This window comes from Companilactobacillus paralimentarius (assembly GCF_963227125.1).
Lineage (GTDB): Bacteria > Bacillota > Bacilli > Lactobacillales > Lactobacillaceae > Companilactobacillus > Companilactobacillus paralimentarius.
The window spans coordinates 758256-785088 of the sequence record NZ_OY724131.1; the positions used below are offsets into that span (position 1 = coordinate 758256).

24 protein-coding genes are annotated in these 26833 nt (G+C 34.9%); 23 read left to right on the forward strand and 1 reads right to left on the reverse strand.

What is annotated here, in order from left to right:
* Positions 1 to 43 precede the first annotated feature (43 nt).
* From ACI6PB_RS03535 to ACI6PB_RS03595, 13 genes are all read left to right on the forward strand, one after another.
* Positions 44 to 1258, forward strand: coding sequence for an AI-2E family transporter (locus tag ACI6PB_RS03535; protein WP_025084610.1), 1215 nt, complete (start codon positions 44 to 46; stop codon positions 1256 to 1258).
* Between the two features lie 184 nt (positions 1259 to 1442).
* Positions 1443 to 1952, forward strand: coding sequence for a tRNA (uridine(34)/cytosine(34)/5-carboxymethylaminomethyluridine(34)-2'-O)-methyltransferase TrmL (trmL, locus tag ACI6PB_RS03540; protein ID WP_025084609.1), 510 nt, complete (start codon positions 1443 to 1445; stop codon positions 1950 to 1952).
* Between the two features lie 53 nt (positions 1953 to 2005).
* Positions 2006 to 2452 (forward strand): DUF1149 family protein, encoded by a 447-nt coding sequence (locus tag ACI6PB_RS03545; protein ID WP_404327777.1) that lies wholly within the window; start codon positions 2006 to 2008, stop codon positions 2450 to 2452.
* 84 nt (positions 2453 to 2536) lie between these two features.
* Positions 2537 to 4930 carry a DNA translocase FtsK gene (locus tag ACI6PB_RS03550; RefSeq protein ID WP_404279708.1) on the forward strand — a complete coding sequence of 798 codons (2394 nt, stop codon included), beginning with the start codon at positions 2537 to 2539 and terminating at the stop codon, positions 4928 to 4930.
* The gene (yfmF, locus tag ACI6PB_RS03555) at positions 4927 to 6201 is read left to right on the forward strand and encodes an EF-P 5-aminopentanol modification-associated protein YfmF (RefSeq protein ID WP_404327778.1); all 1275 of its coding nucleotides are present in this window, start codon (positions 4927 to 4929) and stop codon (positions 6199 to 6201) included. Before ACI6PB_RS03550 ends, yfmF begins: the two co-directional genes overlap by 4 nt.
* A gap of 2 nt (positions 6202 to 6203) precedes the next feature.
* Positions 6204 to 7442 (forward strand): EF-P 5-aminopentanol modification-associated protein YfmH, encoded by a 1239-nt coding sequence (yfmH, locus tag ACI6PB_RS03560; RefSeq protein ID WP_025084606.1) that lies wholly within the window; start codon positions 6204 to 6206, stop codon positions 7440 to 7442.
* A gap of 3 nt (positions 7443 to 7445) precedes the next feature.
* Entirely contained in the window at positions 7446 to 8168 is a 723-nt protein-coding gene (gene ymfI / locus ACI6PB_RS03565; protein ID WP_309511150.1) for an elongation factor P 5-aminopentanone reductase, read from the forward strand.
* Positions 8169 to 8233: 65 nt separating this feature from the next.
* Positions 8234 to 9079 carry a RodZ domain-containing protein gene (locus tag ACI6PB_RS03570; RefSeq protein ID WP_025084604.1) on the forward strand — a complete coding sequence of 282 codons (846 nt, stop codon included), beginning with the start codon at positions 8234 to 8236 and terminating at the stop codon, positions 9077 to 9079.
* A 75-nt stretch (positions 9080 to 9154) separates the two neighbouring features.
* Positions 9155 to 9739, forward strand: a complete 585-nt coding sequence (gene pgsA, locus ACI6PB_RS03575) for a CDP-diacylglycerol--glycerol-3-phosphate 3-phosphatidyltransferase (protein WP_025084603.1) — start codon at positions 9155 to 9157, stop codon at positions 9737 to 9739.
* Between the two features lie 23 nt (positions 9740 to 9762).
* Positions 9763 to 10302, forward strand: coding sequence for a CinA family protein (locus ACI6PB_RS03580; protein WP_404327779.1), 540 nt, complete (start codon positions 9763 to 9765; stop codon positions 10300 to 10302).
* An 88-nt stretch (positions 10303 to 10390) separates the two neighbouring features.
* Positions 10391 to 11512, forward strand: coding sequence for a recombinase RecA (gene recA, locus ACI6PB_RS03585; RefSeq protein WP_056955685.1), 1122 nt, complete (start codon positions 10391 to 10393; stop codon positions 11510 to 11512).
* Positions 11513 to 11641: 129 nt separating this feature from the next.
* Complete coding sequence (rny, locus tag ACI6PB_RS03590) at positions 11642 to 13207, forward strand: ribonuclease Y (protein ID WP_025084600.1); 1566 nt, start codon at positions 11642 to 11644, stop codon at positions 13205 to 13207.
* A gap of 111 nt (positions 13208 to 13318) precedes the next feature.
* A complete protein-coding gene (locus ACI6PB_RS03595) occupies positions 13319 to 14404 on the forward strand; it encodes a glycosyltransferase family 4 protein (protein WP_054643132.1) in 1086 nt (361 codons plus the stop codon).
* Between the two features lie 284 nt (positions 14405 to 14688).
* Here the strand turns inward: ACI6PB_RS03595 and ACI6PB_RS03600 are convergent, their stop codons facing one another.
* Entirely contained in the window at positions 14689 to 15327 is a 639-nt protein-coding gene (locus ACI6PB_RS03600; RefSeq protein ID WP_025084599.1) for a YigZ family protein, read from the reverse strand.
* A 30-nt stretch (positions 15328 to 15357) separates the two neighbouring features.
* Here ACI6PB_RS03600 and ACI6PB_RS03605 point away from each other — a divergent pair, with 30 nt between their 5' ends.
* From ACI6PB_RS03605 to pstA, 10 genes are all read left to right on the forward strand, one after another.
* Positions 15358 to 16668 carry a DEAD/DEAH box helicase family protein gene (locus ACI6PB_RS03605; RefSeq protein WP_056955686.1) on the forward strand — a complete coding sequence of 437 codons (1311 nt, stop codon included), beginning with the start codon at positions 15358 to 15360 and terminating at the stop codon, positions 16666 to 16668.
* Complete coding sequence (locus ACI6PB_RS03610) at positions 16665 to 17345, forward strand: ComF family protein (protein ID WP_056955687.1); 681 nt, start codon at positions 16665 to 16667, stop codon at positions 17343 to 17345. The genes ACI6PB_RS03605 and ACI6PB_RS03610 overlap by 4 nt, the downstream gene beginning before the upstream one ends.
* A 97-nt stretch (positions 17346 to 17442) precedes the next feature.
* Positions 17443 to 17991, forward strand: a complete 549-nt coding sequence (gene hpf / locus ACI6PB_RS03615) for a ribosome hibernation-promoting factor, HPF/YfiA family (protein WP_025084597.1) — start codon at positions 17443 to 17445, stop codon at positions 17989 to 17991.
* 220 nt (positions 17992 to 18211) lie between these two features.
* A complete protein-coding gene (secA, locus tag ACI6PB_RS03620) occupies positions 18212 to 20572 on the forward strand; it encodes a preprotein translocase subunit SecA (protein ID WP_025084596.1) in 2361 nt (786 codons plus the stop codon).
* 40 nt (positions 20573 to 20612) lie between these two features.
* Positions 20613 to 21735 (forward strand): peptide chain release factor 2 gene (gene prfB, locus ACI6PB_RS03625; RefSeq protein ID WP_309511147.1). Its coding sequence is split into 2 segments (ribosomal slippage): positions 20613 to 20684 and positions 20686 to 21735, totalling 1122 coding nucleotides; the frame shifts between segments, so codons are not numbered across the junction.
* The gene (locus ACI6PB_RS03630; protein WP_404327780.1) at positions 21725 to 22390 is read left to right on the forward strand and encodes a response regulator transcription factor; all 666 of its coding nucleotides are present in this window, start codon (positions 21725 to 21727) and stop codon (positions 22388 to 22390) included. Before prfB ends, ACI6PB_RS03630 begins: the two co-directional genes overlap by 11 nt.
* A 2-nt stretch (positions 22391 to 22392) precedes the next feature.
* On the forward strand, positions 22393 to 24042 hold the full coding sequence (locus tag ACI6PB_RS03635; protein ID WP_025084593.1) for a cell wall metabolism sensor histidine kinase WalK: 1650 nt from the start codon (positions 22393 to 22395) through the stop codon (positions 24040 to 24042).
* A 104-nt stretch (positions 24043 to 24146) separates the two neighbouring features.
* A complete protein-coding gene (locus tag ACI6PB_RS03640; protein WP_025084592.1) occupies positions 24147 to 25022 on the forward strand; it encodes a phosphate ABC transporter substrate-binding protein PstS family protein in 876 nt (291 codons plus the stop codon).
* Complete coding sequence (gene pstC, locus ACI6PB_RS03645) at positions 25023 to 25943, forward strand: phosphate ABC transporter permease subunit PstC (RefSeq protein ID WP_025084591.1); 921 nt, start codon at positions 25023 to 25025, stop codon at positions 25941 to 25943.
* Positions 25943 to 26830 carry a phosphate ABC transporter permease PstA gene (gene pstA / locus ACI6PB_RS03650; protein ID WP_056955688.1) on the forward strand — a complete coding sequence of 296 codons (888 nt, stop codon included), beginning with the start codon at positions 25943 to 25945 and terminating at the stop codon, positions 26828 to 26830. The genes pstC and pstA overlap by 1 nt, the downstream gene beginning before the upstream one ends.
* The last annotated feature ends 3 nt before the right edge of the window (positions 26831 to 26833 follow it).

A 26833-nucleotide genomic window follows, 5' to 3' on the forward strand; every position in this document is an offset into this window, starting at 1 on the left:
GTATATAGTATATTCTTAATAGAAAATTTTTGGGGAGTACTTTATGAAAGAAACGCCGGAAAAAAGAAAAAGTTGGTTTTACCAATGGTTCTTGAATAACCAATTGACGGTGATTTTGATTAATGTTTTCTTGGTATTTTTGATTATCTATTTTTTTTCAAAAATAAAATTTGTCTTTGATCCGCTTAATCAAATTTTAGGAATAACCATGCCACCGGTTATTTTAGCCTTGGTATTGTATTATTTGATTAATCCGTTGATCAATGTTTTAGAAAACAAATTTCATGTTAATCGAATCATTTCAATCACATTTGTTTTTATTATTATTTTGGCACTATTAATTTGGGGCGTTATGTCCTTGATTCCGTTCGTTCAAGATCAGATTGATTCATTGGTTAAGAATTGGCCACAATATTGGAATTCATTGAATAAAAGCTTGCAAAATATGTTTTCTGATCCTAAGTTGCACATGGTACGTCAACGTTTAGTACAGACAAATGCCAGTATCACAAAGAGCTTTGAAAAATCGATGGATCAGATTTTACCACAAACAGTTAATAATATTAGTTCTGCTGTTAGTGTTTTAACGAATGTGGTTGTTATTATTATGACAGCACCATTCATTTTGTTCTTTATGCTAAAAGACGATCGTAAATTTAAAGAATCAATTGTTAAAGTGATGCCTAATCGTATTAAAAAGTCAGTAGGCGATATGCTTTCTGAAATCAGTCAATCGTTGAGTTCATATATAACAGGCCAATTGACCGTAGCATTTTGGGTTGCTGTGATGTTCTTTGTCGGTTATTTAATTATTGGACAGAGATATGCTTTAGTTTTAGGAATTGTAGCTGGAATTTTGAATTTGATTCCTTATATCGGTTCGACTTTAGCTTTAGTTCCTTCACTGGTCATTGCGGCTTTTATTGCACCATCAATGGTATTAAAAGTTTTGATTGTTTTTGTAGTCGAACAAACGGTTGAGACCCGTGTTATCTCTCCAATAATTGTTGGTAATAAAATGCAAATGCATCCAGTTACAACTATTTTGGTTTTGCTAGTTTCAGCAGGGATGTATGGTTTGGTCGGTATGGTTGCAGGTATTCCAATCTTTGCTATTTTGAAGATTATTTTTACCCGATTCTTCAATTGGTTTAAACGTAATTCCAGTTGGTATGATGATGAAGATGCTCAAAATCTGGATACAGAATCAGAAACGAATCCAGATAATGAAAAAAAATCTCAAGAAAATCACAAATAATTCATTTTTGTGTTGTCTAGACCGTACATGTCGTATATAATACACTATGAGTTTGCGGTTATTTGTTTTTCTCAGAAGAGATTTTGACAAAAGCAAGTAAACATAAGGCTTTACTAGCGCATGTCCTTGCTGTGGTGTTCACCGAGGGTATGCGCTTTTTTGTTTAAAGAAGGAGAAGAAATAAATGACTAATCACATTGCTTTATATGAACCATTAATGCCAGCTAATACTGGTAATATTGCTAGAACTTGCGCCGGTACTAACACTAAACTACATTTAATTCGTCCGTTGGGATTTAGTACAGATGATGCACATATGAAACGTGCAGGGTTAGATTATTGGGATAAAGTTGATATTACTTATCATGACAATTTGAACGATTTTTTAGATTCCATTCCTGATGATAAGTATTTATACTTGATTACAAAGTTCTCAGATAAAGTTTATAGTGATCAAGATTTCTCGGATACTTCGAAAGATCATTATTTCTTATTTGGTAAGGAGACAACTGGTCTTCCAGAAGATTTCATGCGTCGTAATCCTGAAAAATGTTTAAGAATACCAATGAGTGATAACATTAGAGCACTTAATTTATCAAATAGTGCTGCTTTAGTAATTTATGAAGCCGTTCGTCAACAACATTTTGCAGGTTTAGAACTAAGTCATCATTACGAAAACGATAAGTTAGACTAAAAATAAGTTATTAAGGAACTCGTTATTATTTTAAATACAAGGGGTAAATTAATATGAAAATAAATAAAGGTGAAGTTAAAGTTCAATCGTTCCATTACGATGTGGAATCACCAAGTGCTGATGTAAAGACAGAATTAAACATCAATATTGAACATCCAGAATTCAAGGATGAGAATGGTGAACCATTGAATGAGGATGAAGGTAAAATTTTACAAGTGGTTGTACCATTCGAAATTCATCCAGAAAATGCACCATTTAAAGTATCCGGTTTGATTGGTCAAGTGGTCCAACCAATTGGTTTCCATGGTGAAATTCAAGATTTAGAGGCTAAAGATGTTCAACAATTATCACGTCCGGTAGTTGAATACATTGAAACGTTGACTTATCAAGTAACAAGCGTCTCATTGAATCGGGGATTCTCGTTGAATTTTAACAAAGATATTGAAATTGAACCCAACCAAGCATTGAAGGATTTGAAGAATAAAGAGTCTAATAAATAAAAACAGTCCATGCGGGCTGTTTTTTTTGAGTATCAAAACAGGTATAATTTTAATTGATTATTTATAGAATCGTGTGAGGTATTTATGGCAAGAAAAAAGGCAACTTCGAAGCCTAGAAAGAGAAAAACAACTACAAACAATTCGCGTCTGATTAGGTCATTAATTAGTTTAGTTTGGATAATATTGTCAATTTTAGGTTTGTTCAAATTTGGAATTGTCGGTAAAACGTTTGATAATCTATATCGAATGTTAGTAGGAGACAGTTATCCAGTCTTATTGATCATCAGTATTTTTGTTGCGGCGTTCGTTATAGCAACAGGAAGAATTCCCATCATGACGCCAAAGAGAAACTTTGGACTGTTGTTTGTATATTTAGGGTCACTAATTATTTTACATGGCATATTTTTCTCTAGTATGTCGTTATACCATAATTATAATTTAGTAACTTGGAATACTTTGGCAGCTGATATGACTCAGGTATCAGTCGATAATTCAGTTGGTGGCGGTATGATTGGTTCATATCTATATAGCTTTTTCATGCCAATGTTTTCAACCGTTGGAACATATTTTGTAACTGCTTTGATTATCTTCATTGGAATATTGATGTTATTTAATGTAACGATGAAACAAGTCTCAATTGTAACGACTAATGTACTAGTTTACTTTAAGCATCTAGCTATCAAAATTAAAGATGCTGTTACTGGTAAGTACGGTGATTATGTCGATCAGAAAGCTGTTGAAAAAGAAAAAGCATCACGAGTTAAACCAGAACCTGTAATTGAACGTGATGATAATAAGTTTAAAGATGTTAATAGTTTTGCTAAGAAAGAATCAGAACCTTCAACTGATGATTCTGATTTTCATATTGATATGCCTAAGGCACCGGAGTTGAAACCAAATTTGGCCGATTCGACTTCTAATAGTACAGCTGAAGTTGTTTCAAAACCTTATGGAATTGATGGAACTAAAGATAAAGATTTGCCAGAACCAGTTAGCTCCAAAGCGGTCGATACTGACGATAGTGACTATAAATTGCCAGGATCAGACTTGCTCAAGCAAATTCCACAGACTGATCAAAGTGCAGAAGTGAAATTGATTGATGACAATAAAGACAAATTAAAGAAGACTTTTAAGAGTTTTGGCGTCGATGTTGAGGTCAAAAAGGCTAGTCTAGGACCAACTATTACTAAGTATGAAGTTCAACCAGCTGTCGGAGTGAAAGTAAGTAAAATCGTTAATTTGGCTGATGATTTAGCTCTAGCGCTTGCAGCCAAAGATATTCGAATTGAAGCTCCGATCCCTGGTAAGTCTTTTGTCGGTATTGAAGTACCTAATCAAACAATTTCGACAGTATCATTTCGTGATATAACTGAGAATCAAAAGGATAAAACACATCCATTGATTGTTCCGTTGGGAAAGGAAGTTTCTGGTAATATTATTGAAGCCAATATCACTAAGATGCCCCATTTATTAATTGCTGGGTCAACTGGTAGTGGTAAATCTGTAGCTATCAATACTATTATTACCGGTATTCTAATGAAAGCTAAGCCTAGTGAGGTCAAATTGATTCTAATTGATCCTAAGATGGTTGAGTTAAACGTCTATAACGGAATTCCCCATCTCTTGATTCCTGTTGTAACTGATGCTAGAAGGGCTGCAGGTGCTTTACAGAAGGCTGTTAAAGAAATGGAACGCCGTTATAAACTATTTGCAGAAACTAGTCATCGTAATATTGGTGAATACAATGCAGATGTTGATAAATTCAATAAAACTGCTACGGATGAAGACAAAATGGAACGCTTGCCTTATATCGTCGTTATAGTTGATGAGTTATCTGACTTAATGATGGTTGCTGGTCATGAAGTTGAAGCGGCAATTGTTCGCTTGGCTCAAATGGCTCGTGCAGCCGGATTACACATTATTATTGCAACACAGCGTCCATCTGTTGATGTTATTACTGGATTGATTAAGGCTAATATTCCATCACGTATTGCTTTTGCTGTTTCTAGTGGGGTCGATTCAAGAACTATTTTGGACTCTGTTGGGGCTGAGAAGCTTCTAGGACGTGGTGACATGTTATTCCAACCAATTGGGAAGAGCAAACCAATTCGTTTGCAGGGAGCTTATATTTCCGAATCAGAGGTTGAAAATGTAGTTAACTTTGTAAGTAGTCAGCAAGCGGCTGATTATGATGAAGATATGATTCCAACGGACGTTGATGAGGGTGGTTCGACGAGTGATGATAAACCTAATGATGAATATTGGGATGATGCTGTTGAGATGATTGTTAAACAACAGTCTGCTAGTGTTTCGATGCTACAAAGAAGATTCCAGATTGGTTATAATCGTGCTGCTCGGATGGTTGATGAAATGGAAGATAAGGGTATTGTTGGACCTTCAGAAGGTAGTAAGCCAAGGAAGGTTTTAATTACCGAGGAACAGTTAGATACAATTAGAAAAAATCAGGTGAAAAATTGAAAAAAAGATTAGCAAAAAATATTTTTTTGAATATTAATCCAATAAAAAAATTCCGTACTATCAAAATTCAAATAGATTTCTTACGTCCATTAAATAAGGATGAAATGACTAGTCGACGCTTGTTGGCAAATGTTTTATCAAATTCAACGAAAGATTATCCTAGTTTTCAAGCGATAAATGATCGTGAAATGGATCTCTATGGATCAGAGATAAATGTTTATACACGCAATTTATTGAATTTCAATGACTTGGCTTTCAGTGTGGAGTTTGCTGATCCTGCATTTTTGATTGATGGAAAGACTCAAATTAAAGATAATTTAGATTTACTTGGAGAGATTATTTTCAAACCTAATTTGGATGGAGCAAATTTTGATAATGAAGCTTTTTCCACTGAAAAACGTAATTTAATGTCTAATTTATTGTCAATACAAGATAATCAAGATTTAGTCAGTTCGCTCGGCTTGATCAAGTTGATTTATCGTGATGATCCTAATCGTCAGGTTCCAATTTTTGGTAGTGTGGAGCAATTAGAGAAATTGAAAAATGATCAGCTTTTAAAGGCATATCAAGATATCATTGCTAACGATTTAGTGATTATTAATGTAGTTGGTAATATTGATGAGACGGAATTTTTGGAATATTTGAATGAAAGTATTTTTGCTGAAAAATTAAAGAACGATCGCAATGACTTAACTATCTCTTTCAGTAATTTTGACAATTTAATTAAGAATCCAGCTAATCAAATAGAACATAAGCACTTGAATCAGAGTCGTATAGGCTTAGCTTATGCAACCGAAGGTGTCTCTAAGGATTTCAATCGTTTGGCACCACAAGTCATGAATTTGATTCTAGGTGGCGATGATCAATCACAACTTTTCTTGCAAGTACGTGAGAAAAATAGCTTGGCATATTCAGTTTCAAGTACTTATCAACCAATCAGTCATTTGGTAACGATTCAAGCTGGCCTGGATGCAAAGTCAATTGAAGAAGCTTTAAGATTGATCAATGATCAAATTGCTTATATTAAGAATGGTAAAGTTACAGATGAACAAATCAAACATGCTCAAAAAGTGATGCTTACACGGAGAAAAATATCTACCGATTCAATTCAGTATTATATTATTCGTAGTATTTGGGAGACCATTTATCCTAAAACTTTGTTGACCAATCAACAATTTGAGGATGAATTAGATAGCCTAGATAAAAAGCATGTGGCAAGTGTAGCTACACATATGCATGCAATCGCACAGTATCAATTGATTGGAGACTAGGGATGACAGAGAGATTACAAAAATATACTAAAAAATTGGCAAATGGATTTGAAATTGAAATTGTACCTTTGCCAGGATTTAATCAAGTCTATAGTGTTGTTATGGCTAATTTTGGTTCAGTTGACACCAAGCAAGGCATTAAAACTTTGCCAGCTGGAATTGCTCACTTTATTGAACACAAGCTGTTTGCCAAACCAGGGTATGATGTTTCAGAGAAATTTGCTAAATATGGTGCTAATTCTAATGCCTACACTAGTTATACGAAGACAGCCTATTTATTTCAGACATTGGAAAATCCTTATGATAATTTGAAGACACTTTTAGATTTGGTTCAGAATCCCTATTTTACTGAAGAAAATGTTGCTTCTGAACGTGGAATTATTAATCAGGAAATTCAAATGTATTTAGATATGCCAGAGTTTGTTTTGGAACAAAGAATTTTAGCTCAGCTTTATCCTAACGATCCAATAGCCGAAGATATTGCTGGAACTAATGACACATTGCAATTGATCAACAACAAAAATTTGTTACAGGCTTATCAAGATAACTATCGTCCAAGTAATATGGATTTGGTTATTGTTGGGGATGTTGATCCTGAAAAAATTGAAAATATTGTTGAAAATTCTAATTTTCAAACATTGGGTCAACCATTAGAAAAAACTTTCAATAAATTAACTCCAATTGGTTCTGGCGGCCAAGAGCAAATGGATATTAGTCAGGCCAGATCTGCCTATGGTATAAGGATCGATATTGATATGTCCGGCTATGATTTAGTCAAAAAACAATTCGAAATGAATATGGTGATGGAAACTTTAATCGGTGAATCCTCTAGTAATTATCAAGAAATGAACCGATTAGGAATAATTGATGATAGTTTTTCTTATAATGTGGTTGCAGAAAACAACTATTGTTTTATCATTATTAGTGGGTCAACTAATAATTCTGAAGAATTTCAGGAATATCTTCGAAAAAATTTGTCATATGAGAGTTTGAAGGCCGTTTTAACGGACACTAAATTTGAACGAATCAAGCGTGATGCTATTGGTGCTTACTTATTTGCGCAAAATTCACCAGAGGCAATTGCTAATCAGATGGCAGAATTGTATTTCTACGATGTGGATTACTTAGAATTAATTCATATGATCAATTCAATTCATCGTGATGACTTACTAGAAGTTTCTGAACAATTTTTGAAAGATGAAAATTGTACCTACTATAATTTATTACCAAATAGGAAGTAAGCTATGTATGCATTGATCATGGGTAGTTCAGGAGATATTGGAACAAGCAGTGCTAAGAATTTAGCTGCCAAAGGGTGGTCTCTTTATCTGCACTACAATAAAAATTCTGAACGTATCGAGAAATTGCGAGCGCAACTCGTTGAAAAATATCCAAAACAAGATTTCATACCAATTAAATTTGATATGGAACATGACAAAGTTGAAGATCTGACAAAACAGATTTTCGGACTGGATGCAGTCGTTTTTGCACAGGGCAATACGTATTATAAATTGTTAGTTGATATTTCTGAATCAGAGATTGATTCTTTGTGGAATATTCATGTCAAATTACCAATTTTAATTTTGAAACAACTTCAAGATAAGTTGGCTAAGACGCAACATGGAAGAATTGTTTTCATTGGTTCGATCTATGGGAAAGTTGGTTCAGCAATGGAGGTTGTCTATAGCACGGTTAAGGGTGCTATGTCTTCTTTTGCTGATGCCTATGCTAAGGAAGTGGCTTCGCTAGGTATCTCGGTGAATGTAGTTGCTCCTGGAGCGGTAAATACTAAAATGAATACTCAAGAATTTTCTAGTGAAGATTTAGAAAATGTTAAAGAAGAAATTCCAGCTGATAGGTTGGCGAATCCTGATGAAATAGCTGATTTAGTCAGTTATCTTGTCAATATCAAATCAAATTATTTAACTGGACAAACGATTTATTTTGCCGGCGGCTGGTTGTTATAAGGTCGTTAGTAGTTAGATAATAATTTATGTTATACTTAGAAAAATTAGTTAATCGGTGGTAAAAAATGGACGAAATTGGCCAAAAATTAAGAAATGCACGTATCAAAAAGGGCTACACAATTGATGATTTGCAACAAATCACCAAAATTCAAAAACGTTATTTAATTGCTATTGAAGAAGGTCAATTTGATCATCTTCCTGGTGATTTTTACGTTAGAGCATTTATCAAACAATATTCTGATGCTGTTGGTATCTCTAGTGATGATTTATTAGAGGAATATAAAGCTGATATTCCTAATTCTCAACCATCACAAGAAGCAACTCAACAAGAGACAAAGACACGTTCTATCAAGGAAGAATCAAATTCTTTCTTCTCTAATTTAGGGAACTATATTCCTCAAATTGTTGTGGGAATTGTTGTTATTGTTATTATTGCTGTAATTGCTTTTGGAATGGTTCATCGTAATCAAAATGCATCCAGTGTAACTATCCCAAAGGATAGTACAACTCAAACAACTAAGAAGAAGACAGCCAAGAAGTCAACTAAGACAACAAAAAAAGCTACTGCTAAAAAGAAAACAGCAACTAAGACTGTTAGTGTCAAATCTTCAGGAGACAATACATATACTGTTACTAACATGCCTACAGGTGGCCTAAAAGTCGTTGTAGCTGGTAATGGTGGTCAAGCTTGGATTCAATTTACTGAAGGTTCAAATACAACTTGGCAACAAGCTTTGAGTTCAGGTGAAAAGAAGGAAACAACTGTTCCTGCTGATACTACTAGTTTCAAGATTCAAACTGGTAATATCAACAATACAGAAATTACAATTGATGGTAAGAAGCTTGACTTAGGAACTACTGACAGTAGCAGTTCGATTGTCAAAACACTTACATTTAATGTTGAAAAATAAAGTAATGGTGTCTAATCTAATAAGAGTGGACACCATTATTTTGTAAAAAAGAGTTATTATTGGAGGATGTTTTAAATGGTATGGAATTTACCCAACAAATTAACAATGCTTCGAATTATTCTAATTCCGGTATTTATTATTCTATTGGCTTTCGGTTGGTCAGATTTGGGGGAAATTTATGTTCTGAACAATTTGATCCCAATGAATCATGTTTTAGCAACAATTGTCTTTATCGTAGCCTCATTAACGGATTTAGCTGATGGTAAGATTGCTCGTAAAAATCATTTGGTAACTAATTTTGGTAAATTTGCTGATACTTTAGCAGATAAAATGTTAGTTATGACAGCTTTTATTTTCTTAGTAAGTTTCAAAATGGCACCTGCTTGGGTTGTTGCAATTATTGTTTGTCGTGAATTAGCTGTCACTGGTCTTAGAACGATTGTTCTTGAACAAGGTGGTAAAGTCATGGCTGCTCAAATGCCTGGTAAGATCAAAACTACTACACAAATGGTTGCAATTATTTTCCTATTGATGAATAATATTTTCTTCTCTGCAATCAATGTTCCAATCGGACAAATTTTCTTATATATTTGCTTAATTTTCACTATTTACTCTGGTGCTGATTATTTCTATCAAGCAAGAGATATTTTTAAGAAATAATACGTAATTTGAAAGAGAGAGCAATGAATAAATCAATTGAAATTTTAAAAGAAGCTGAACAGGCCAATTTTGAAAATGGATTGCCTCAAAAATGGTCTGGTTTTGCTACGGAAACAGTTGAAAAACTTAAACAAAATAAATCGAAAGTTACTGCGGCCGAGAGTTTAACAGCGGGTCTTTTTCAAGCAACTGTTGCTTCAATACCCGGAGCATCGAATATTTTTGATGGTGGATTTGTTACCTATGCTGATGATATCAAAGTTCAATTATTAGGAATGGATCCGAAGTTGATTGAAGAATATACAGTAGTCAGTAATCCAGTAGCCCAAGCGATGGCTGAATTGTCAGCTGAAAAAATAAAGGCTGATATTGGTCTTGGTTTTACTGGGGTAGCTGGTCCAGATCCTCTGGAGGGTAATCCTGTAGGGACAGTTTTTATTGGTGCTTGTAATCGTCAAAATCATCAAGAAATTATCAAAGAATTTCACTTTGAAGGTACAAGACAGGCTATTCGTTTAAAATCAGTTTTATGTGGATTTGCTCTCATTCAAGAAATAATATAACGAACAAACATTTGTTCGCTTTTTTCTTGCTTTTTTGGTAGATTACTAATAATATACTTAGTGATGAATGCATTAGGAGGAAAGCAATTTGGCTAAAGATGAACGACAAAAGGCTTTAGACGTAGCCTTAAAAAAGATTGAAAAGGATTTTGGTAAAGGTGCCATTATGAGAATGGGTGATGACCTTAATACTCAAATCTCTACAGTTTCTACAGGCTCTTTGGCTCTAGACAATGCTTTAGGCGTTGGTGGATTTCCAAGAGGTAGAATTGTTGAAATTTATGGACCTGAAAGTTCTGGTAAAACAACTGTAGCTTTGCACGCCGTTGCTGAAGTACAAAAGCAAGGCGGAACAGCCGCTTATATTGATGCTGAAAATGCCATGGATCCAGAGTATGCCAAAGCATTAGGTGTTAATATTGATGATTTATTGCTATCCCAACCTGATACTGGTGAACAAGGACTAGAAATTGCTGATGCATTAGTAAGTAGTGGTGCGGTCGATATTGTTGTTGTCGATTCTGTTGCCGCTTTGGTACCACGTGCTGAAATTGAAGGTGAGATGGGTGATGCTCATGTTGGTTTACAAGCAAGACTAATGTCACAAGCATTACGTAAATTATCTGGTTCTATCAACAAAACTAAAACAATTGCGCTTTTCATTAATCAAATTCGTGAAAAAGTTGGGATTATGTTTGGTAACCCTGAAACTACACCTGGTGGGCGTGCTTTGAAATTCTATTCAACTATTAGATTGGAAGTTCGTCGTGCAGAACAAATCAAAGATGGTTCAGATGTAATTGGTAATCGAACAAAGATCAAAGTTGTTAAGAATAAGGTTGCTCCACCATTCAAGGTTGCTTTAGTTGATATCATGTATGGTAAGGGAATTTCTCAAACTGGTGAACTGGTCGACATGGCGGTTGATAAGGATATTATCGATAAAAGTGGTTCATGGTATTCATACGGTGATGAAAGAATTGGTCAAGGTCGTGAGAATGCTAAGACTTATTTAGCTGAGAATCCAGAAAAGATGGATGAAATTAAACAAAAAGTTCGTGCTGCTTATGGCATGGATGGAACCAAAGAAGAAGCTGGATCTGAAGAAGAGAAAACTGATTCTAAAGTTAAAAAGGATGCTAAAGATTCCGAGAAAAAGAACGAAAATATTGATTTAATTCCTGATTCGAATAAAAAAGAGACTGAATAAGTCTCTTTTTTTCTTTTTATTTGGTTGACAGGCTATATTTATTCTATAATATTAAGTTGTATGTAAATAATTTGTAACAATAAATTTTACAAACAAAATTTTTAAAAAAGCAAATATGGAGGTGATAGCATGTATCCAGCTATCATAACCTTCTCTTTCGCTCTAGTAACATTGATCGTGGGTATACTCTTCGGATATGCTCTCTGTAAGGATGCCTACGAAAAGAAACTTTCACAAGCTAAACAAACTGCTGAAGATATTGTTTCAGATGCAAAGAAAGCTGCTAAATCCTTGCAAAAGGAAAAGCTTCTTGAAGCTAAAGATGAGATTCATCAATATCGTGAGAAACAAGAAGATGAATTGAAGGAACGTCGTAAAGATGTTCAGAGACAAGAAAATCGTATTCTCGAACGACAAGACATTTTGGATAAAAAAGACCAATCGCTTGAAAAGCGTGAGGAAAATATCGAAAACAACGAGAACGATATTTCAGCACGACAACAGAAACTTAGTGAAAAAGATAAACAATTGACTGAAACTCTTAATGAACAGCAAGCGGAGCTGGTAAGAGTAAGTAACTTAACACGTGAACAAGGTAGAAAGATTATCCTTGGTAAGTTAAACAAAGAATTGGTACACGAACGTGCCAAGATGATTAAGGAAAGCGATGAACAAGCTAAACAGCATATTGATAAAGATGCGAAGGCTTTGATTATCGCTGCTATCCAAAGAAGTGCAGCTGATACAGTTTCTGAATCAACTGTTACTACCGTTACTTTGCCTAATGAGGACATGAAGGGAAGAATCATTGGACGTGAAGGTAGAAATATTCGTACAATCGAATCCTTAACTGGTGTCGATTTAATTATTGACGATACACCTGAAGCGGTCGCTTTGAGTGCTTATGATCCAGTCAGAAGAGAAATTGCTCGAATGGCTTTGGAAAAATTAATTGAAGATGGTCGAATTCATCCAGCTCGTATCGAAGAAATGGTCGATAAAGCTAGAAAAGAAATGGATGATCATATTCGTGAACTTGGTGAACAAACTATTTATAGTTTGGGTATTAGTTCTATTAATCCAGATTTAATTAAGATCATTGGACGTATGCAATATCGTACAAGTTACGGTCAAAATGTTTTGAGTCACTCAATTGAGGTAGCAAAGTTATCCGCTGTGATGGCTGCTGAAATGGGTGAAGATGTTATGTTAGCAAAACGAGCAGGTTTATTACACGATATCGGTAAGGCCATCGACCGCGAAGTTGATGGATCACACGTAGAAATAGGTGTTGATATCGCAACTAAGTACAAAGAACCAGAAGTAGTTATTAATACAATTGCTTCACATCATGGGGATGTTGAACCAACGTCATTTATTGCAACAATTGTTGCAACAGCTGATGCAATTTCTGCAGCACGTCCTGGTGCTAGATCAGAATCGATGGAGAATTATATTCATCGTCTTGAGAAATTGGAAGAAATTGCTAATAAGCATGATGGTGTTGATCATTGTTATGCAATTCAAGCTGGTCATGAAATCAGAGTTATGGTTAAACCAGAAGAGATTTCTGATGATCAGGCAGCAATTCTAGCTCGTGATGTTAAAGGTGAGATTGAGCAAAACCTTGAATATCCAGGTCACATTAAAGTTACTGTGGTCCGTGAAGTTAGAAAAGTAGAATTGGCTAAATAAAAAGGGGGTGTATCGTTTGATACGCTCTTTTTTAATTTACTTTTTGTTTATGCCATAGGTATTGTATAATTGTTCTATTAACGGAAAGTGAGTTTTTCAAAAATGTCGGGTATGTTTAGTGTAATAGTAAAATTATTTTTAACGATGATTCTGTCGGCTATAATAACTCCTTTCGTAGTGAAGTTAGCCTATATTTTGGGTGCTGTCGATAAACCAAATGCACGGCGTGTAAATATAAAGCCAATGCCTACGATGGGTGGATTGGCCATTTTTATAGCATTTAATTTTGCTACGTTTGCTCTGTTGCGAGAACAATTCCCAACACATGAGTTATTCAGTGTTTTTCTAGCAGAATGTATTATTGTATTAACAGGTATTATTGATGATATTCGTGAATTATCGCCCAAGGCTAAGCTAGCAGGTATTTTCGCAGCTTCTTTAGTTATTTACTTCTTGGCAGGTATCAGAATGAATGAAGTTACATTGCCAATTATCGGTTCATTCGAACTTGGTTGGTGGAGTTTGCCAATAACGATCATCTGGATTATCGCCATTACTAATGCGGTGAATTTAATTGATGGACTTGATGGATTAGCTACTGGTGTTTCCATTATCGCGTTGTTCACAATGGGAGTCATGGCTTACTTCTTCTTAAATCTAACTAATGTTTATGTGGCTATTTGGATTTTTGCCTTAGTATTTGCTTTGGTAGGTTTCTTACCGCACAATTTCCATCCAGCCAGTATTTTCTTAGGTGATACGGGTTCACTATTTATTGGATTCATGATGGCAGTGTTCTCACTTAAGGGATTGAAAAATGTTACATTCATTACTTTGTTAATGCCAGTGGTAATCATGGGTGTTCCTATCACTGATACTGTTTATGCAATTCTTAGAAGACTTTTGAATAAAAAACCAATTATGCAAGCTGACAAGCATCACTTACATCATAGATTGATGCAATTAGGCTTGTCTCATCGTCAAACTGTTTTAGTAATATATGGTTTGTCTCTGGTTTTTGCTTTTATCTCAATGCTTTATCCACTATCAACTTTGTGGGGGAGCGTACTATTAACGATTGGAGTTCTGATTGGTTTGGAATTATTTATTGAATCAATCGGTCTATTGGGGGATAATCGTCAGCCTTTACTACATGCAATTCAAAAATTTATTAAACGATTAGAAAAGAAGGATTAACAGACGCCGTTATAGCGCCTGTTTTTTTGTGTCTGACAACGGTTCTACAATTGCTAGACACTGGTAGACTGGATTCAACAGTATACAGTATGTAGATAGTATAAATAGATGACACCTCTTTTAATAGATTTCAAGGAGAGATGAAAAATGAAGTTAAACGAGCAATTGAAGAAGTACGGTGATGAAGGAAATCTTGTTTTTGATAAACATTTTGTTTTAAGAGATGGGGACTACGAATAATAAAAACTCTCAATCAATTCGTTTTTAGAATTGGTTGAGAGTTTTTAATTTGCTTCAATAGGAACCTGTTTATAATTTTTTTCAGTTTCCTTTAATGTGATTTGGTTTTGGAAGAGATCTTTAATATTTTGAACCGTTTGTTTAGCGCTATCCAAATCTAAGAAGATTTGGCATTTAACATCAGTCGAAAATTGTTTATCTTCTAAATTTATTTTTTCCTTTTGGGCATAGTTATCAAATTTATCGAACATATGATAGGGAATTGTTAATTCGTATCCTTGTTGAATTCGATTTTCAACTAAACCGATTTCCTTAACAGCCTCAGCAGTAGTTGATGAATAGGCTCTAATCAGACCACCAGCACCTAATTTGATACCACCGAAATAGCGAGTCACAACGACGGTTACATTTAAGAGATCTTGTTGTTGAAGAACGTTGAGAATTGGTGAACCAGCTGTTCCGCTAGGTTCGCCATCGTCAGACATACGTTCAACCTTGACATTTTCCATAACGATAAAAGCAGTGCAATTGTGAGTTGCTCCAGATTCTTGTTCTCGAATTTTTTGGATAAAGGCTTTGGCCTCATCCTCAGAGAAAGTTTGGGCAACATGGGCAATAAAGCGTGATTTCTTAATGTCTTTCTCATGACTGCCAGTTTTGGCAATTGTTTTATAATTTTGCAAAAAAAGTCGCTCCTTTACGTAATTTTAATTATGACTAATTTAAATGAATATTTTGGTGGCAGAATTATTAATGCCAAAGAATTAACTCCTGAATTGAAGAGAACTTTGCTTGACCAGGGTGCAATACAAACAGCAGCAACTTATCAAATCAGAGGTGAGAGATATTGTCGACGTTGTTTAATGAGGTTACCTCAGAAATCAGAAAAATATGACTATTGCCGTCATTGTATCAATCTAGGAAAGATTAGTTCAAGTGATACTTTGCTCATAACTAACGCAGACATTATATTTCCGACACAGGAGAAGTATTTGAATTGGGATGGTGAATTGACTGACAATCAGCGAAAAGGTGTTCATGAGCTTTTAAATGCCTTTGACAGGCATCAAGATCATTTAATTTGGGCCGTTACTGGTGCTGGAAAAACAGAGATGATATTCCCACTAATTGAGCAGGCGCTGATCAATCAGCAACGAGTTGCCATTTGTTCTCCACGTGTAGATGTTTGCATCGAACTCTTTCCTAGATTACAAAAAGTTTTTCCAAAAACGGCGATAGGCTTATTTCATGGTAAAAGTTTAGAAAAATATCATCTTACACAAATAGCTGTAATGACTGTTCACCAATTGATTAGATTTGAAAAAGCTTTTGATGTGTTGATTATTGATGAAGTGGACTCTTATCCTTTAGCTGGTAATCAAATGCTACATCAGGCAATTAAAAAATCTAAAAAGAGTATAGGGATGATGGTTTATTTGTCGGCTACACCGCCAAAGGAACTTCTACAGAAAGTACGAAAAGGTCAAATAACACTTTCTAAATTATATCAAAGATTTCACGGCCACCCATTACCGGAGCCACATTGTCATTTGTTATTCAAGGAAATAGATTTTTTAGGTATCAATCCTAGACTACGTTTAAAACTTAATCAAGTTGTAAGCAGTCACCAACGTTTGATGATATTTTTTTCATCAATTCCCGTTATGGAGAAATTTGCTCAAAAATTAAAACGATATTATCCGACATTGTCATTTGTGAGTGTTAGTTCTCTTGATAAAGAGCGTTTGGAAAAAGTGCAACGATTTCGTGAACACCGTGTTCAAGTTATTTTAACAACAACGATTTTAGAACGAGGTGTGACTTTTAAACGGGTAATGGTCTTAGTATTGAATGCTGATGCTAAAGAGTTTTCGAAGACCTCGTTAATACAAATTGCTGGTCGTGCAGGGCGGGATAAAAAATATTTCGACGATGAAGTACATTTTTACTATCGTTATTATAATCGTCAGATCCGTCAAGCATGTAAGGAAATAGAGTATTTAAATCAACAGGTGAAGAAATGAAATGTTTAAATTGTGGAGCTGAAATAAATAATAATTTAAAAATATCAGAGATATTTTTTTTAAAAGAAATTATACCGGATTATATCTGTAATTTATGCCGTCAACAATTATCACCTTTGGCAAATCGGAATAATTGTCCTCGATGTTTTAAACCAAATAGTGAGGGAATCTGCTCAGATTGTCTCATTTGGGAGCAAAAATATGGAAAAATCAATTGCCATCAGGCTTTGTTTGAGTATAATCAGTTCATACACAGCTATTTCAAGCTGTATAAACGATATGGAGATGTCTTGTTAGCAAAATTATTTTATCAAGATATAAAGAACTGGTCTTTAAAGAATCACTTTGATGTAGTTACTTATGTTCCTGCAAGCCAAAGCCATTTTGAAAAACGTGGTTTTGATCCTGTTTATGAATTATATGCTGATATCTTTGATTTAAAGAAACTTTTGTTTAAAATTGATGCCGACAAACCGCAAGCTCAAAAAAATCGTTTGGAGAGAATGCAAACTCCACAAACATTCTTCGCTTTGCCTGAAATTAATAATTTGCAAAAGAATCAAAGAATTTTGATATTAGATGATATTTACACGACAGGACGAACTTTGATGTACGCTCATGATATATTTTTAAGTCACGGATTTAAAAATATTTGCACGTTTTCATTATCAAGGTAGTGAAAACGTTGTCATATGGGCTTAAGAATATTATAATTGCATTAAAGAGATGTAAAGATGCTCTTTAATTTCCTACTCGTCGGAAGGAGAGATTATTATGTTAAATATTAATGTACGTGGTGAAAATATTGAGGTAACTTCATCAATTCGTGAATACGTTGAAAAAAGAATTTCCAAAATGGAAAAATACTTTAGCGATGACAGTAATCCTATTGCACATGTAAATTTGAAAACATATCCATCAAAGGGTACAAAAGTCGAGGTTACAATTCCTCTATCATATATCACATTGAGAGCTGAAGAGGTCAATGATGATTTGTACGCTGGAATCGATCTAGTAATTGATAAGCTTGAAAGACAAATCAAAAAGTTCAAGACACGTGTAAATCGTAAGAGCCGTGAGGGTGGCAGCCTAAAGGATATTCCTTTGGATGATGTAACACCTGAAGAGACTGAAGAAGATAAATCAGAAATTGTTAGAACAAAGCGTCTTTCATTGAAACCAATGAATGCAGAAGAGGCTGTTCTACAAATGGAAATGCTTGGACATGAATTCTTTATCTTTGAAGATTCAGAAACAAATGGTGCAAGTATTGTTTATAAACGTAACGATGGCAGATATGGCCTAATCGAAACTAATGAATAATTAATAAATTAAATGAATAACAATGTTGGTCTGGAGCTTATGCTTCAGGCTTTTTTGCTGTCCATAAAGCTTTGTAAAGTATTCTTAACACTACTAAGGCGTAAAATGGTGTATCATTGTAGACCTGAAAAGTCTATTTGACGATATTAAGTTTAAAAGTTTAAAAAAAAATGCTACTATTAAGAGTATGTTCATTTACACTTAGGAGAGATATATAAATATGGCAAATCCGCTAAGAAGATGGGTCGAAAGCGACAAAAGAGAAGTCAAACGTATGGGCAAGATTGCCGATAAGATTGAAAGCTATGCTGATGCTTATAGCAAGCTTTCTGATGAAGAACTTCAAGCTAAGACTCCTGAATTTAAAGAAAGACTAGCAAAGGGTGAAACACTAGATGATATTTTGCCAGAAGCCTTTGCTACTGCTCGTGAAGGAGCTAAAAGAGTCCTTGGACTTTATCCATTTAAGGTTCAATTAATTGGTGGTATTACTTTGCATGAAGGTAATATTGCTGAAATGAAAACTGGTGAAGGTAAAACTTTGACAGCTACATTACCAGTTTATTTGAATGCTTTAGCTGGTAAGGGTGTCCATGTTGTTACTGTTAATGAATATCTATCCGGTCGTGATGCCAAAGAGATGGGTGAGCTATATAAATGGCTTGGCCTAACGGTTGGTTTGAACTTGAATAGTATGGATTCTGAAGAAAAACGTGCTGCTTATAATTGTGATGTTACATATTCAACAAACAGTGAATTAGGTTTCGATTATTTGCGTGACAACATGGTCGTCTACAAGGAACAAATGGTACAACGTCCACTTCATTATGCAATTGTCGATGAGGTTGACTCTATTTTAATTGATGAGGCTAGAACACCTTTGATCATTTCAGGTGCAGCTGAAAAATCAACTGCCATGTATGTTCGTGCAGATCGTTTTGCTAAGACCCTTGAAAAAGATGATTACAAGATTGATTGGCCTACAAAGTCAATTAGTTTAACAGAAACAGGAATTAGAAAAGCTGAAGATTACTTTGGCCTTGATAACCTTTATGATATTGATAATACAGTTTTGAATCACCATTTGGATCAAGCTCTACGTGCTAACTTCATTATGAGCCTTGATATTGATTATGTGGTTCAAGAAGGCGAAGTAAAAATTGTTGATCAATTTACTGGTCGTGTTATGGATGGTCGTCGTTATTCTGATGGACTACACCAAGCTATTGAAGCTAAGGAAGGTGTAGAAATTCAAGATGAAACTAAGACTATGGCTAACATCACTTATCAAAACTTCTTCCGTATGTACGATAAGTTATCTGGTATGACTGGTACTGCTAAGACCGAGGCTGAAGAATTTAGGGAAATCTATAACATGGAAGTAATTTCTATTCCAACTAACAAGCCAGTTATTCGTGATGATAAAGATGATCTTCTTTATCCAACATTAAAGAGTAAATTTGCTGCCGTTGTTGAAGATATTAAGAGACGCCATGCAAAGGGACAACCTATTTTGGTTGGTACTGTTGCGGTTGAATCTTCTGAATACCTATCTAAGTTACTTGACAGTGAAGGAATTCCACATGCCGTCTTGAATGCTAAGAACCATGCTAAAGAAGCTGAAATCATTATGAACGCCGGTCAACGTGGTGCTGTTACTATTGCCACTAATATGGCTGGTCGTGGTACTGATATCAAACTTGGACCTGGTGTTAGAGAAATAGGTGGTTTAGCTGTTCTTGGTACAGAACGTCATGAATCACGTCGTATTGATAATCAGCTTCGTGGACGTTCTGGTCGTCAAGGTGATCCTGGTGTTACACAATTCTATATGTCACTAGAAGATGACTTGATGAAGCGTTTTGGTTCTGAACGTATTAAGCGTGTGCTTAAGACTTTGAAGATTGAAGATGATGACGCTGTTATCCAAAGTAAAATGATGACACGTCAGGTTGAATCTGCTCAAAAACGTGTTGAAGGTAATAACTACGATACACGTAAGAATACTCTTCAATATGATGATGTTATGCGTGAACAACGTGAAGTTATCTATAAAGAGAGAATGGAAGTTATCACTGAAGATAAAGATCTTGATCGTGTATTACTTCCAATGCTTAAACGAACAATCCAAGCTCAAGTTAATGTTCATACTCAAGGTAAACAAGAAGATTGGGAATTAGAGGCAATCGTTGACTTTGCTAAATCTGCTTTAGTTAATGAAAATCAAATTTCAGTCGTTGATTTACAATTAAAGAGTGCTGATGATATTGTTAAATATTTGATGGACATAGTTAATAAGAATTATGAAGAAAAGAAAGAGCAACTTGGTGATCCCGCTCAAATGCTAGAATTTGAAAAGGTTGTTATTTTGAGAGTTGTTGATGAACACTGGACAGATCATATCGATGCCATGGATCAATTACGTCAATCAATTGGATTACGTGGTTACGGTCAATTAAATCCTTTAGTTGAGTATCAAGAAGAAGGATACCGTATGTTTGAAGAAATGGTTTCAGATATTGAATATGATGTAACTAGATTATTCATGAAGGCCGAGATCAGACAAAATATGGAAAGATAAAAGCGGGCCTTTGGCCTGCTTTTTTTATAAGGGTGATTGTATGGAATTTGGTGAAATTAAAAATAAAATTTCAGAGATGGAAAACAAAATAAGTCAATTCAGGGGGTCTCTTTGACTTAGATGCCTTGGAAGAAAGTATTGCTGAGAATGAAGGCCGAATGGCTGAAGCCGGTTTTTGGGATGATCATGATAAAGCTCAAAAGGTTATCGATGATACGAAGGCTATGAAAGATAAGTATGATAACTTCAAAGAATTAAGCCAAGGTTTGGATGATATTAAGGTTTCAGCAGAGTTATATCAAGAAGATCCTGAGGATGAATTAATGGAACAAATGGTAGACGATTCTTCTGATTTGTCCCAAAAGTTGCGTTCATATGAGTTAATGATGTTGTTATCAGAACCTTATGATTCTCACAATGCTATTATGGAAATTCATCCTGGTGCCGGTGGTACAGAGTCTCAGGATTGGGGTTCCATGCTTTTGAGAATGTATCAAAGATGGGCTGATCAACATAATTTTTCCATTGAAATTGAAGATTACCAACCTGGTGATGAAGCTGGAATCAAAAGTGTTTCGATAATAATTCGTGGAAAGAATGCATACGGCTTGTTACGTTCCGAAAGAGGAGTTCATCGACTAGTCAGAATTTCGCCTTTCGATTCTGCCGGTCGTCGTCATACGTCTTTTGCCTCAGTTGATGTAATGCCTGAGTTGGATGACAGTATTCATGTTGAAATTAATGATGATGATTTAAGAGTTGATGTTTTTAGATCTTCTGGTGCTGGAGGTCAACATATTAATAAGACTTCTTCAGCGGTGCGAATTACCCATTTACCTACTGGAATTGTTGTCAGTTCACAGGCTCAACGTTCACAATTACAAAATAGACAAACAGCAATGAATATGTTGAAGGCTAAACTTTTCCAAAGAGAAGAGGAAGAGCGTGCCAAGAAACATGCTGAAATTCAAGGTGAACAGAAGGATATTGGCTGGGGTTCACAAATTCGTTCATATGTATTTCATCCCTATACTATGGTTAAAGACCATCGTTCCAACTATGAATCAGGAAATGGACAAGCAGTCATGGATGGAGATTTAGATCCGTTTATTTATGCTTATCTCCAATGGAAACTACAAGGGGCCAAAATAAATGAAAAGTAAAATCTTAGTTGTTGACGATGAACCTGCAATTTTGGAGTTAATTGAATACAATTTGGAAAGTAATGATTATCAGGTTTCGACAGCAACTGATGGCGAAATGGCGTTTGAAAAGGTAAGTAATGGAGATTTTGATTTAATGTTGCTTGATCAAATGTTGCCTAAAATGAATGGTATGGAAGTTCTCAAAAAAATGCGTGAATCTGGTAATCTTACTCCTGTGATTTTTTTAACCGCAGTAGATTCAGAGGATACTAAAATTAAAGGCTTGATTAGTGGTGCTGATGATTACGTAACTAAGCCGTTTAGCATTAAAGAATTATTAGCGAGAATTGAAGTTGTTTTGAGAAGAACATCTCATGAACAGAAAAAAAGTGGTTTTCAGCTTAATACCGATGTTAAAAGTTTGATTATTGATGGCCAAGAAATTGGTTTGACGAAAAAGGAATACGAATTACTAGAGTTTTTGATTAGAAATAAAGGGATCGTCGTCTCACGTGAACAAATTTTTGATAATGTTTGGGGAATTAATTCTAATTCACAAATGAGGATGGTTGATATCCAAATTAGTCACCTCCGTGATAAAATTGAAAAGGACACCAAAGATCCACAAATAATAAAAACCGTGCATGGTTTCGGTTATATTTTAGAGGTATAACGATGAAAAGAAGAATAGGACCCATAATTGCTATTTTAATTTCAGTAGTTATCTTTGTTGTGTTGGTGATTTTTTCCGATACTATTTTGGGCGATTCACAAAAGGATATGTTTACTGAAGAGACCGTTTCATACCAAGAATTAAAGAAAAATCATGATCCGTCAGAAGCAGCCAGAATTGCTGGGTTGGATTATGTTGATTCAAGTAAAGAAGATACTTATTTACAGAAAAAAGCTTATGATATGTTCCATCGTGGTCGGATAGCTCCTGGTAAAAATTATGTTACTGACGTTAATTTTGGCGAAAGAATTATGTATTACTTACCAGGTTCTAGTCGTTATGTAGTTGCTAAAAGGTACAACCGTCTTTGGAGCCAGGCTCCATTGACATTTGTATTAGTGGCTCTGATGTATTTTGTTATCACTGACTCGGTCATTTTATTTTATTATCGGAAACGTCAAATTCTCAGCAATGATATTAAAAGTGTGACTGAGAATTTGAGACGTGTACGTAAGAATAAAGAAATGGCTTCACTTATTTTGTCGCCTGATGACGAATTATATGGTTTAGTTGAACAAACTAATAAAATTAGTATGGATATTAATGATTTACGGGATGATGTTCGGTTACGTGAGAGACGTTTCAGGGGGTTAGTAGGCCATTTACCAATCGGTGTAATGTTGTTGAATTCCCAAGGTGATGTTTTGATGCATAATCAAGCAATGGCCGGTCTTTTAGATGTGAACATTTCTAATGATATTCATCCGTTCATTGAAGATATTAAAACTTATAGTTTGAGTCGAATGATTGAGCATACTTTACGTAAGAATAAGAATCACCACCGTGAGATTCAATTGGTTGGTAATTCACAAAAGTTTGTCGACGCAAATGTTATTCGTTTGGTACATACGCGTGAGGATTTTGACCAACAAGTTTTGGTTATTTTATATGATTTAACCGAAAGTCGTCAGATTGAAAGAATGCAAGTTGATTTCGTTAATAATGTCAGTCATGAATTGAAAACACCTGTAACCTCAATCGAAGGTTTCTCAGAGACCTTATTGAATGGTGCCAAAGATGACCCTGAAAAACTAGATCATTTCTTGAAGATAATTCATAGTGAAAGTATTCGTTTAACTGAATTAATTCAGGATATCTTGTCACTTTCTAGAGTTAAAAAGGGTAATTATAAGGCCGAAGTAGTTAATCTGCACGAGGATATTGATAGTATTTTGGAACGCCAAGATACAACAATAAAGAAACATAATTTAACGATTAAAAAACAATTTTTTGGTAATGAAGATGTAACTATCAATAAAGAGAAGTTCGATTTGATCATTCAAAATCTGATAAAAAATGCTATTTCGTATAATAAAGAAAACGGTGAAATTAACATTGAGGTTCATCATGATGAAATTGAGAATCGTCTTAAATTTATTATTAAAGATACCGGTATTGGAATTTCTGAGGATGATCAAGGTCGAATCTTTGAAAGGTTCTATCGTGTCGATCGTTCTAGAAGTTTAGAAACAGGTGGTACTGGTTTAGGTTTAGCTATTGTTAAAGAAACTTTGGATACCTTAGATGGAGACATTCGAATGGAATCTCATAAGGGATTGGGAACAACCTTTACGGTAAATATTCCTTTGTAAAATAGAAAAAATTGTCATGGTAAAATAATTTATTTTATCATGACTTTTTTTTATACAAAAAATATACAATGTTGTACTATCCTAGTTGGATAGAGGTGAGAACATTGAAAAAAAGACTTGTCGCATTATTTGCAATTATGCTTTCCAGCATTCTCGTTTTGAGTGGTTGCAAAGGCAGCGGAAGCCAAGAAACTATTACAGCAGTTGGATCTTCAGCTGCCCAACCATTAGTTGAACTTGCCGGGGAAGAGTTTACAAAGAGTAACCCTAACCAGTACGTGAATGTACAAGGTGGTGGAACTGGTACAGGACTGAGCCAGATTCAACAAGGTGCGGTTAATATTGGTAATTCTGATTTGTATGCAGAACAGAAAAAAGATATTGATGCTAGTAAGCTTGTTGATCATCGAATAGCTGCAGTGGGTATGGTTCCAGTAGTTAATAAAGATGTAAAAGTTAAATCCCTGACAATTAAGCAATTAAGACAAATTTTTTCTGGTCAGGTAAAGAACTGGAAGCAAGTTGGTGGACAGGATTTACCAATTACGATCATTAACCGTGCCGATGGAAGTGGTACGCGATCATCGTTTGAGAGTGATGTTATGAATGGGACTCCATTCGTTCGCTCACAAGAACAAGATTCCAGTGGAATGGTCAGACAAATTGTCTACAATACAGATGGTGCAATTAGTTATTTGGCTATGCCATACTTAAATGATACTGTAAAGACAATTGAGGTTAACAATGTAGAACCAACCATTGAAAATATTGAAAATAATAAGTGGAAGATTTGGTCTTATGAGCATCTTTATACCAATGGTAAACCTACTGGGATGACTAAAGATTTTTTGAATTTCATTATGACCAAGCATGTTCAACAAAACGTGGTTAAAAAGATGAATTATGTTCCCATTAACGAAATGAAGTATGAAAAGGATTATAAGGGCAATGTTACGCCCGTTTCAAAGGGGGTAAAATAATTGAAAGATCCAATTAGAGAAAGTTTAACTAGAAAATCGGTATCTGCCAAAAGAGAAACTCGGGGTAAGATTATTTCTTTCAGTTTTACTGCCATTATTGTTTTATTAGTTGTTACTATTATCGGATTTATTGCTTCAAGAGGGGTCATTATATTTATTAAAGATGGTGTCAATCCAATTGATTTTTTGACTCATTCTGTATGGGCTCCAAATAAGTTAGATAGTGCTGGACATCCAATTGTTGGTGCTGCACCAATGATTATTGGGTCGTTTTCAGTTACTTTGATTGCAGCTTTGATAGGAACACCCTTTGCCATTGCTGCAGCAATTTTTATGACTGAAATTTCACCAAGTTGGGGTCGGAAGGTTTTGCAGCCTGTAATTGAATTACTTGTTGGTATTCCTTCAGTTGTTTATGGATTCATTGGTTTAACAATTGTTGTACCCGCAGTAAGAACAATTGCTGGTGGTAGTGGATTTGGTATTTTAGCTGGATCATTTGTTTTATTTGTTATGATCTTGCCAACCATTACATCAATGTCGGTTGACGCTTTAAAAGCGGTTCCACGTTATTATCGTGAAGCCTCGCTTGCCTTAGGTGCTACTAGATGGCAAACTATTCACAAAGTGGTTTTAAGAGCTGCAACACCGGGATTACTGACGGCCGTTGTTTTTGGAATGGCTCGTGCCTTCGGTGAGGCCTTAGCCGTTCAGATGGTTATTGGTAATGCTATGTTGTTACCACAAAATCTGGTTTCACCATCATCAACACTAACTAGTGTTCTGACTATGAATATGGGAAATACTATCATGGGTTCAACATCCAATAATGCTTTGTGGTCATTGGCCTTGTTGCTTCTCTTGATGTCACTACTCTTTAATTTTGTTATTAGAACGATCGCCAAGCGAGGTGAATTCTAATGTTCAACGAAAAAACTAAAGATAAGATTGCTACTGGTGTAATTTATTTTATGTCAGGTATTATCGTTTTAATTTTGATAGGTTTATTAGTTTATATTTTAGGTAGTGGGTTACGCTATGTTAATTGGCATTTCTTAACTTCTGGTTCTAAAGCCTTTCAAGCTGGTAGTGGCGTAGGTGTTCAATTATTTAACTCTTTCTTCCTATTGATTTTATCAATGTTAATTTCTATTCCAATCTCTATTTCGGCTGGTATTTATTTATCAGAATATGCAGGGAAAAATAAACTGGTTGAATTGATTAGAGTTTCAATTGAAGTTTTGAGCTCTTTGCCATCAATTGTTGTTGGTTTGTTTGGATTTTTGATTTTCGTTATTAGTTTCAAGTTTGGTTTTTCCATTTTGTCTGGTGCTTTGACACTGACTGTTTTTAATTTACCAATTCTAACTAGAAATGTTGAAGATTCATTAAAATCAGTTTCACAGTCACAACGTGAGGCTGGATTGGCCTTAGGTTTGTCAAAATGGGAAACAGTTATCCATGTTATCATTCCAGACGGACTACCAGGTATTATTACTGGGATGATTATTGGTGCTGGTAGGGTCTTTGGTGAAGCTGCTGCCTTAATTTATACTGCGGGACAAAGTGCACCACCACTTGATTTTACTAATTTCAATATTTTTAGTATAACTAGTCCTCTAAACCTAATGAGACCGGCTGAAACCTTAGCTGTTCATATTTGGAAGGTTAATTCTGAAGGACTAATTCCGGATGCTGTTCAGGTATCAGCCGGTGCCTCGGCTGTTTTGATTATTGCTGTATTAATTTTTAATCTTCTATCTAGATATATTGGCAATTTAGTTTACAAAAAGATGACGGGTAAATAAGAT

Bases quoted from the DNA above. Each gene is read 5' to 3' on its own strand.
- ACI6PB_RS03535 (WP_025084610.1), top strand. From the start codon at position 44: ATGAAAGAAACGCCGGAAAAAAGAAAAAGTTGGTTTTACCAATGGTTC.
- trmL (WP_025084609.1), top strand. From the start codon at position 1,443: ATGACTAATCACATTGCTTTATATGAACCATTAATGCCAGCTAATACT.
- ACI6PB_RS03545 (WP_404327777.1), top strand. From the start codon at position 2,006: ATGAAAATAAATAAAGGTGAAGTTAAAGTTCAATCGTTCCATTACGAT.
- ACI6PB_RS03550 (WP_404279708.1), top strand. From the start codon at position 2,537: ATGGCAAGAAAAAAGGCAACTTCGAAGCCTAGAAAGAGAAAAACAACT.
- yfmH (WP_025084606.1), top strand. From the start codon at position 6,204: ATGACAGAGAGATTACAAAAATATACTAAAAAATTGGCAAATGGATTT.
- ymfI (WP_309511150.1), top strand. From the start codon at position 7,446: ATGTATGCATTGATCATGGGTAGTTCAGGAGATATTGGAACAAGCAGT.
- ACI6PB_RS03570 (WP_025084604.1), top strand. From the start codon at position 8,234: ATGGACGAAATTGGCCAAAAATTAAGAAATGCACGTATCAAAAAGGGC.
- pgsA (WP_025084603.1), top strand. From the start codon at position 9,155: ATGGTATGGAATTTACCCAACAAATTAACAATGCTTCGAATTATTCTA.
- ACI6PB_RS03580 (WP_404327779.1), top strand. From the start codon at position 9,763: ATGAATAAATCAATTGAAATTTTAAAAGAAGCTGAACAGGCCAATTTT.
- rny (WP_025084600.1), top strand. From the start codon at position 11,642: ATGTATCCAGCTATCATAACCTTCTCTTTCGCTCTAGTAACATTGATC.
- ACI6PB_RS03595 (WP_054643132.1), top strand. From the start codon at position 13,319: ATGTTTAGTGTAATAGTAAAATTATTTTTAACGATGATTCTGTCGGCT.
- ACI6PB_RS03605 (WP_056955686.1), top strand. From the start codon at position 15,358: ATGACTAATTTAAATGAATATTTTGGTGGCAGAATTATTAATGCCAAA.
- ACI6PB_RS03610 (WP_056955687.1), top strand. From the start codon at position 16,665: ATGAAATGTTTAAATTGTGGAGCTGAAATAAATAATAATTTAAAAATA.
- hpf (WP_025084597.1), top strand. From the start codon at position 17,443: ATGTTAAATATTAATGTACGTGGTGAAAATATTGAGGTAACTTCATCA.
- secA (WP_025084596.1), top strand. From the start codon at position 18,212: ATGGCAAATCCGCTAAGAAGATGGGTCGAAAGCGACAAAAGAGAAGTC.
- ACI6PB_RS03630 (WP_404327780.1), top strand. From the start codon at position 21,725: ATGAAAAGTAAAATCTTAGTTGTTGACGATGAACCTGCAATTTTGGAG.
- ACI6PB_RS03635 (WP_025084593.1), top strand. From the start codon at position 22,393: ATGAAAAGAAGAATAGGACCCATAATTGCTATTTTAATTTCAGTAGTT.
- pstA (WP_056955688.1), top strand. From the start codon at position 25,943: ATGTTCAACGAAAAAACTAAAGATAAGATTGCTACTGGTGTAATTTAT.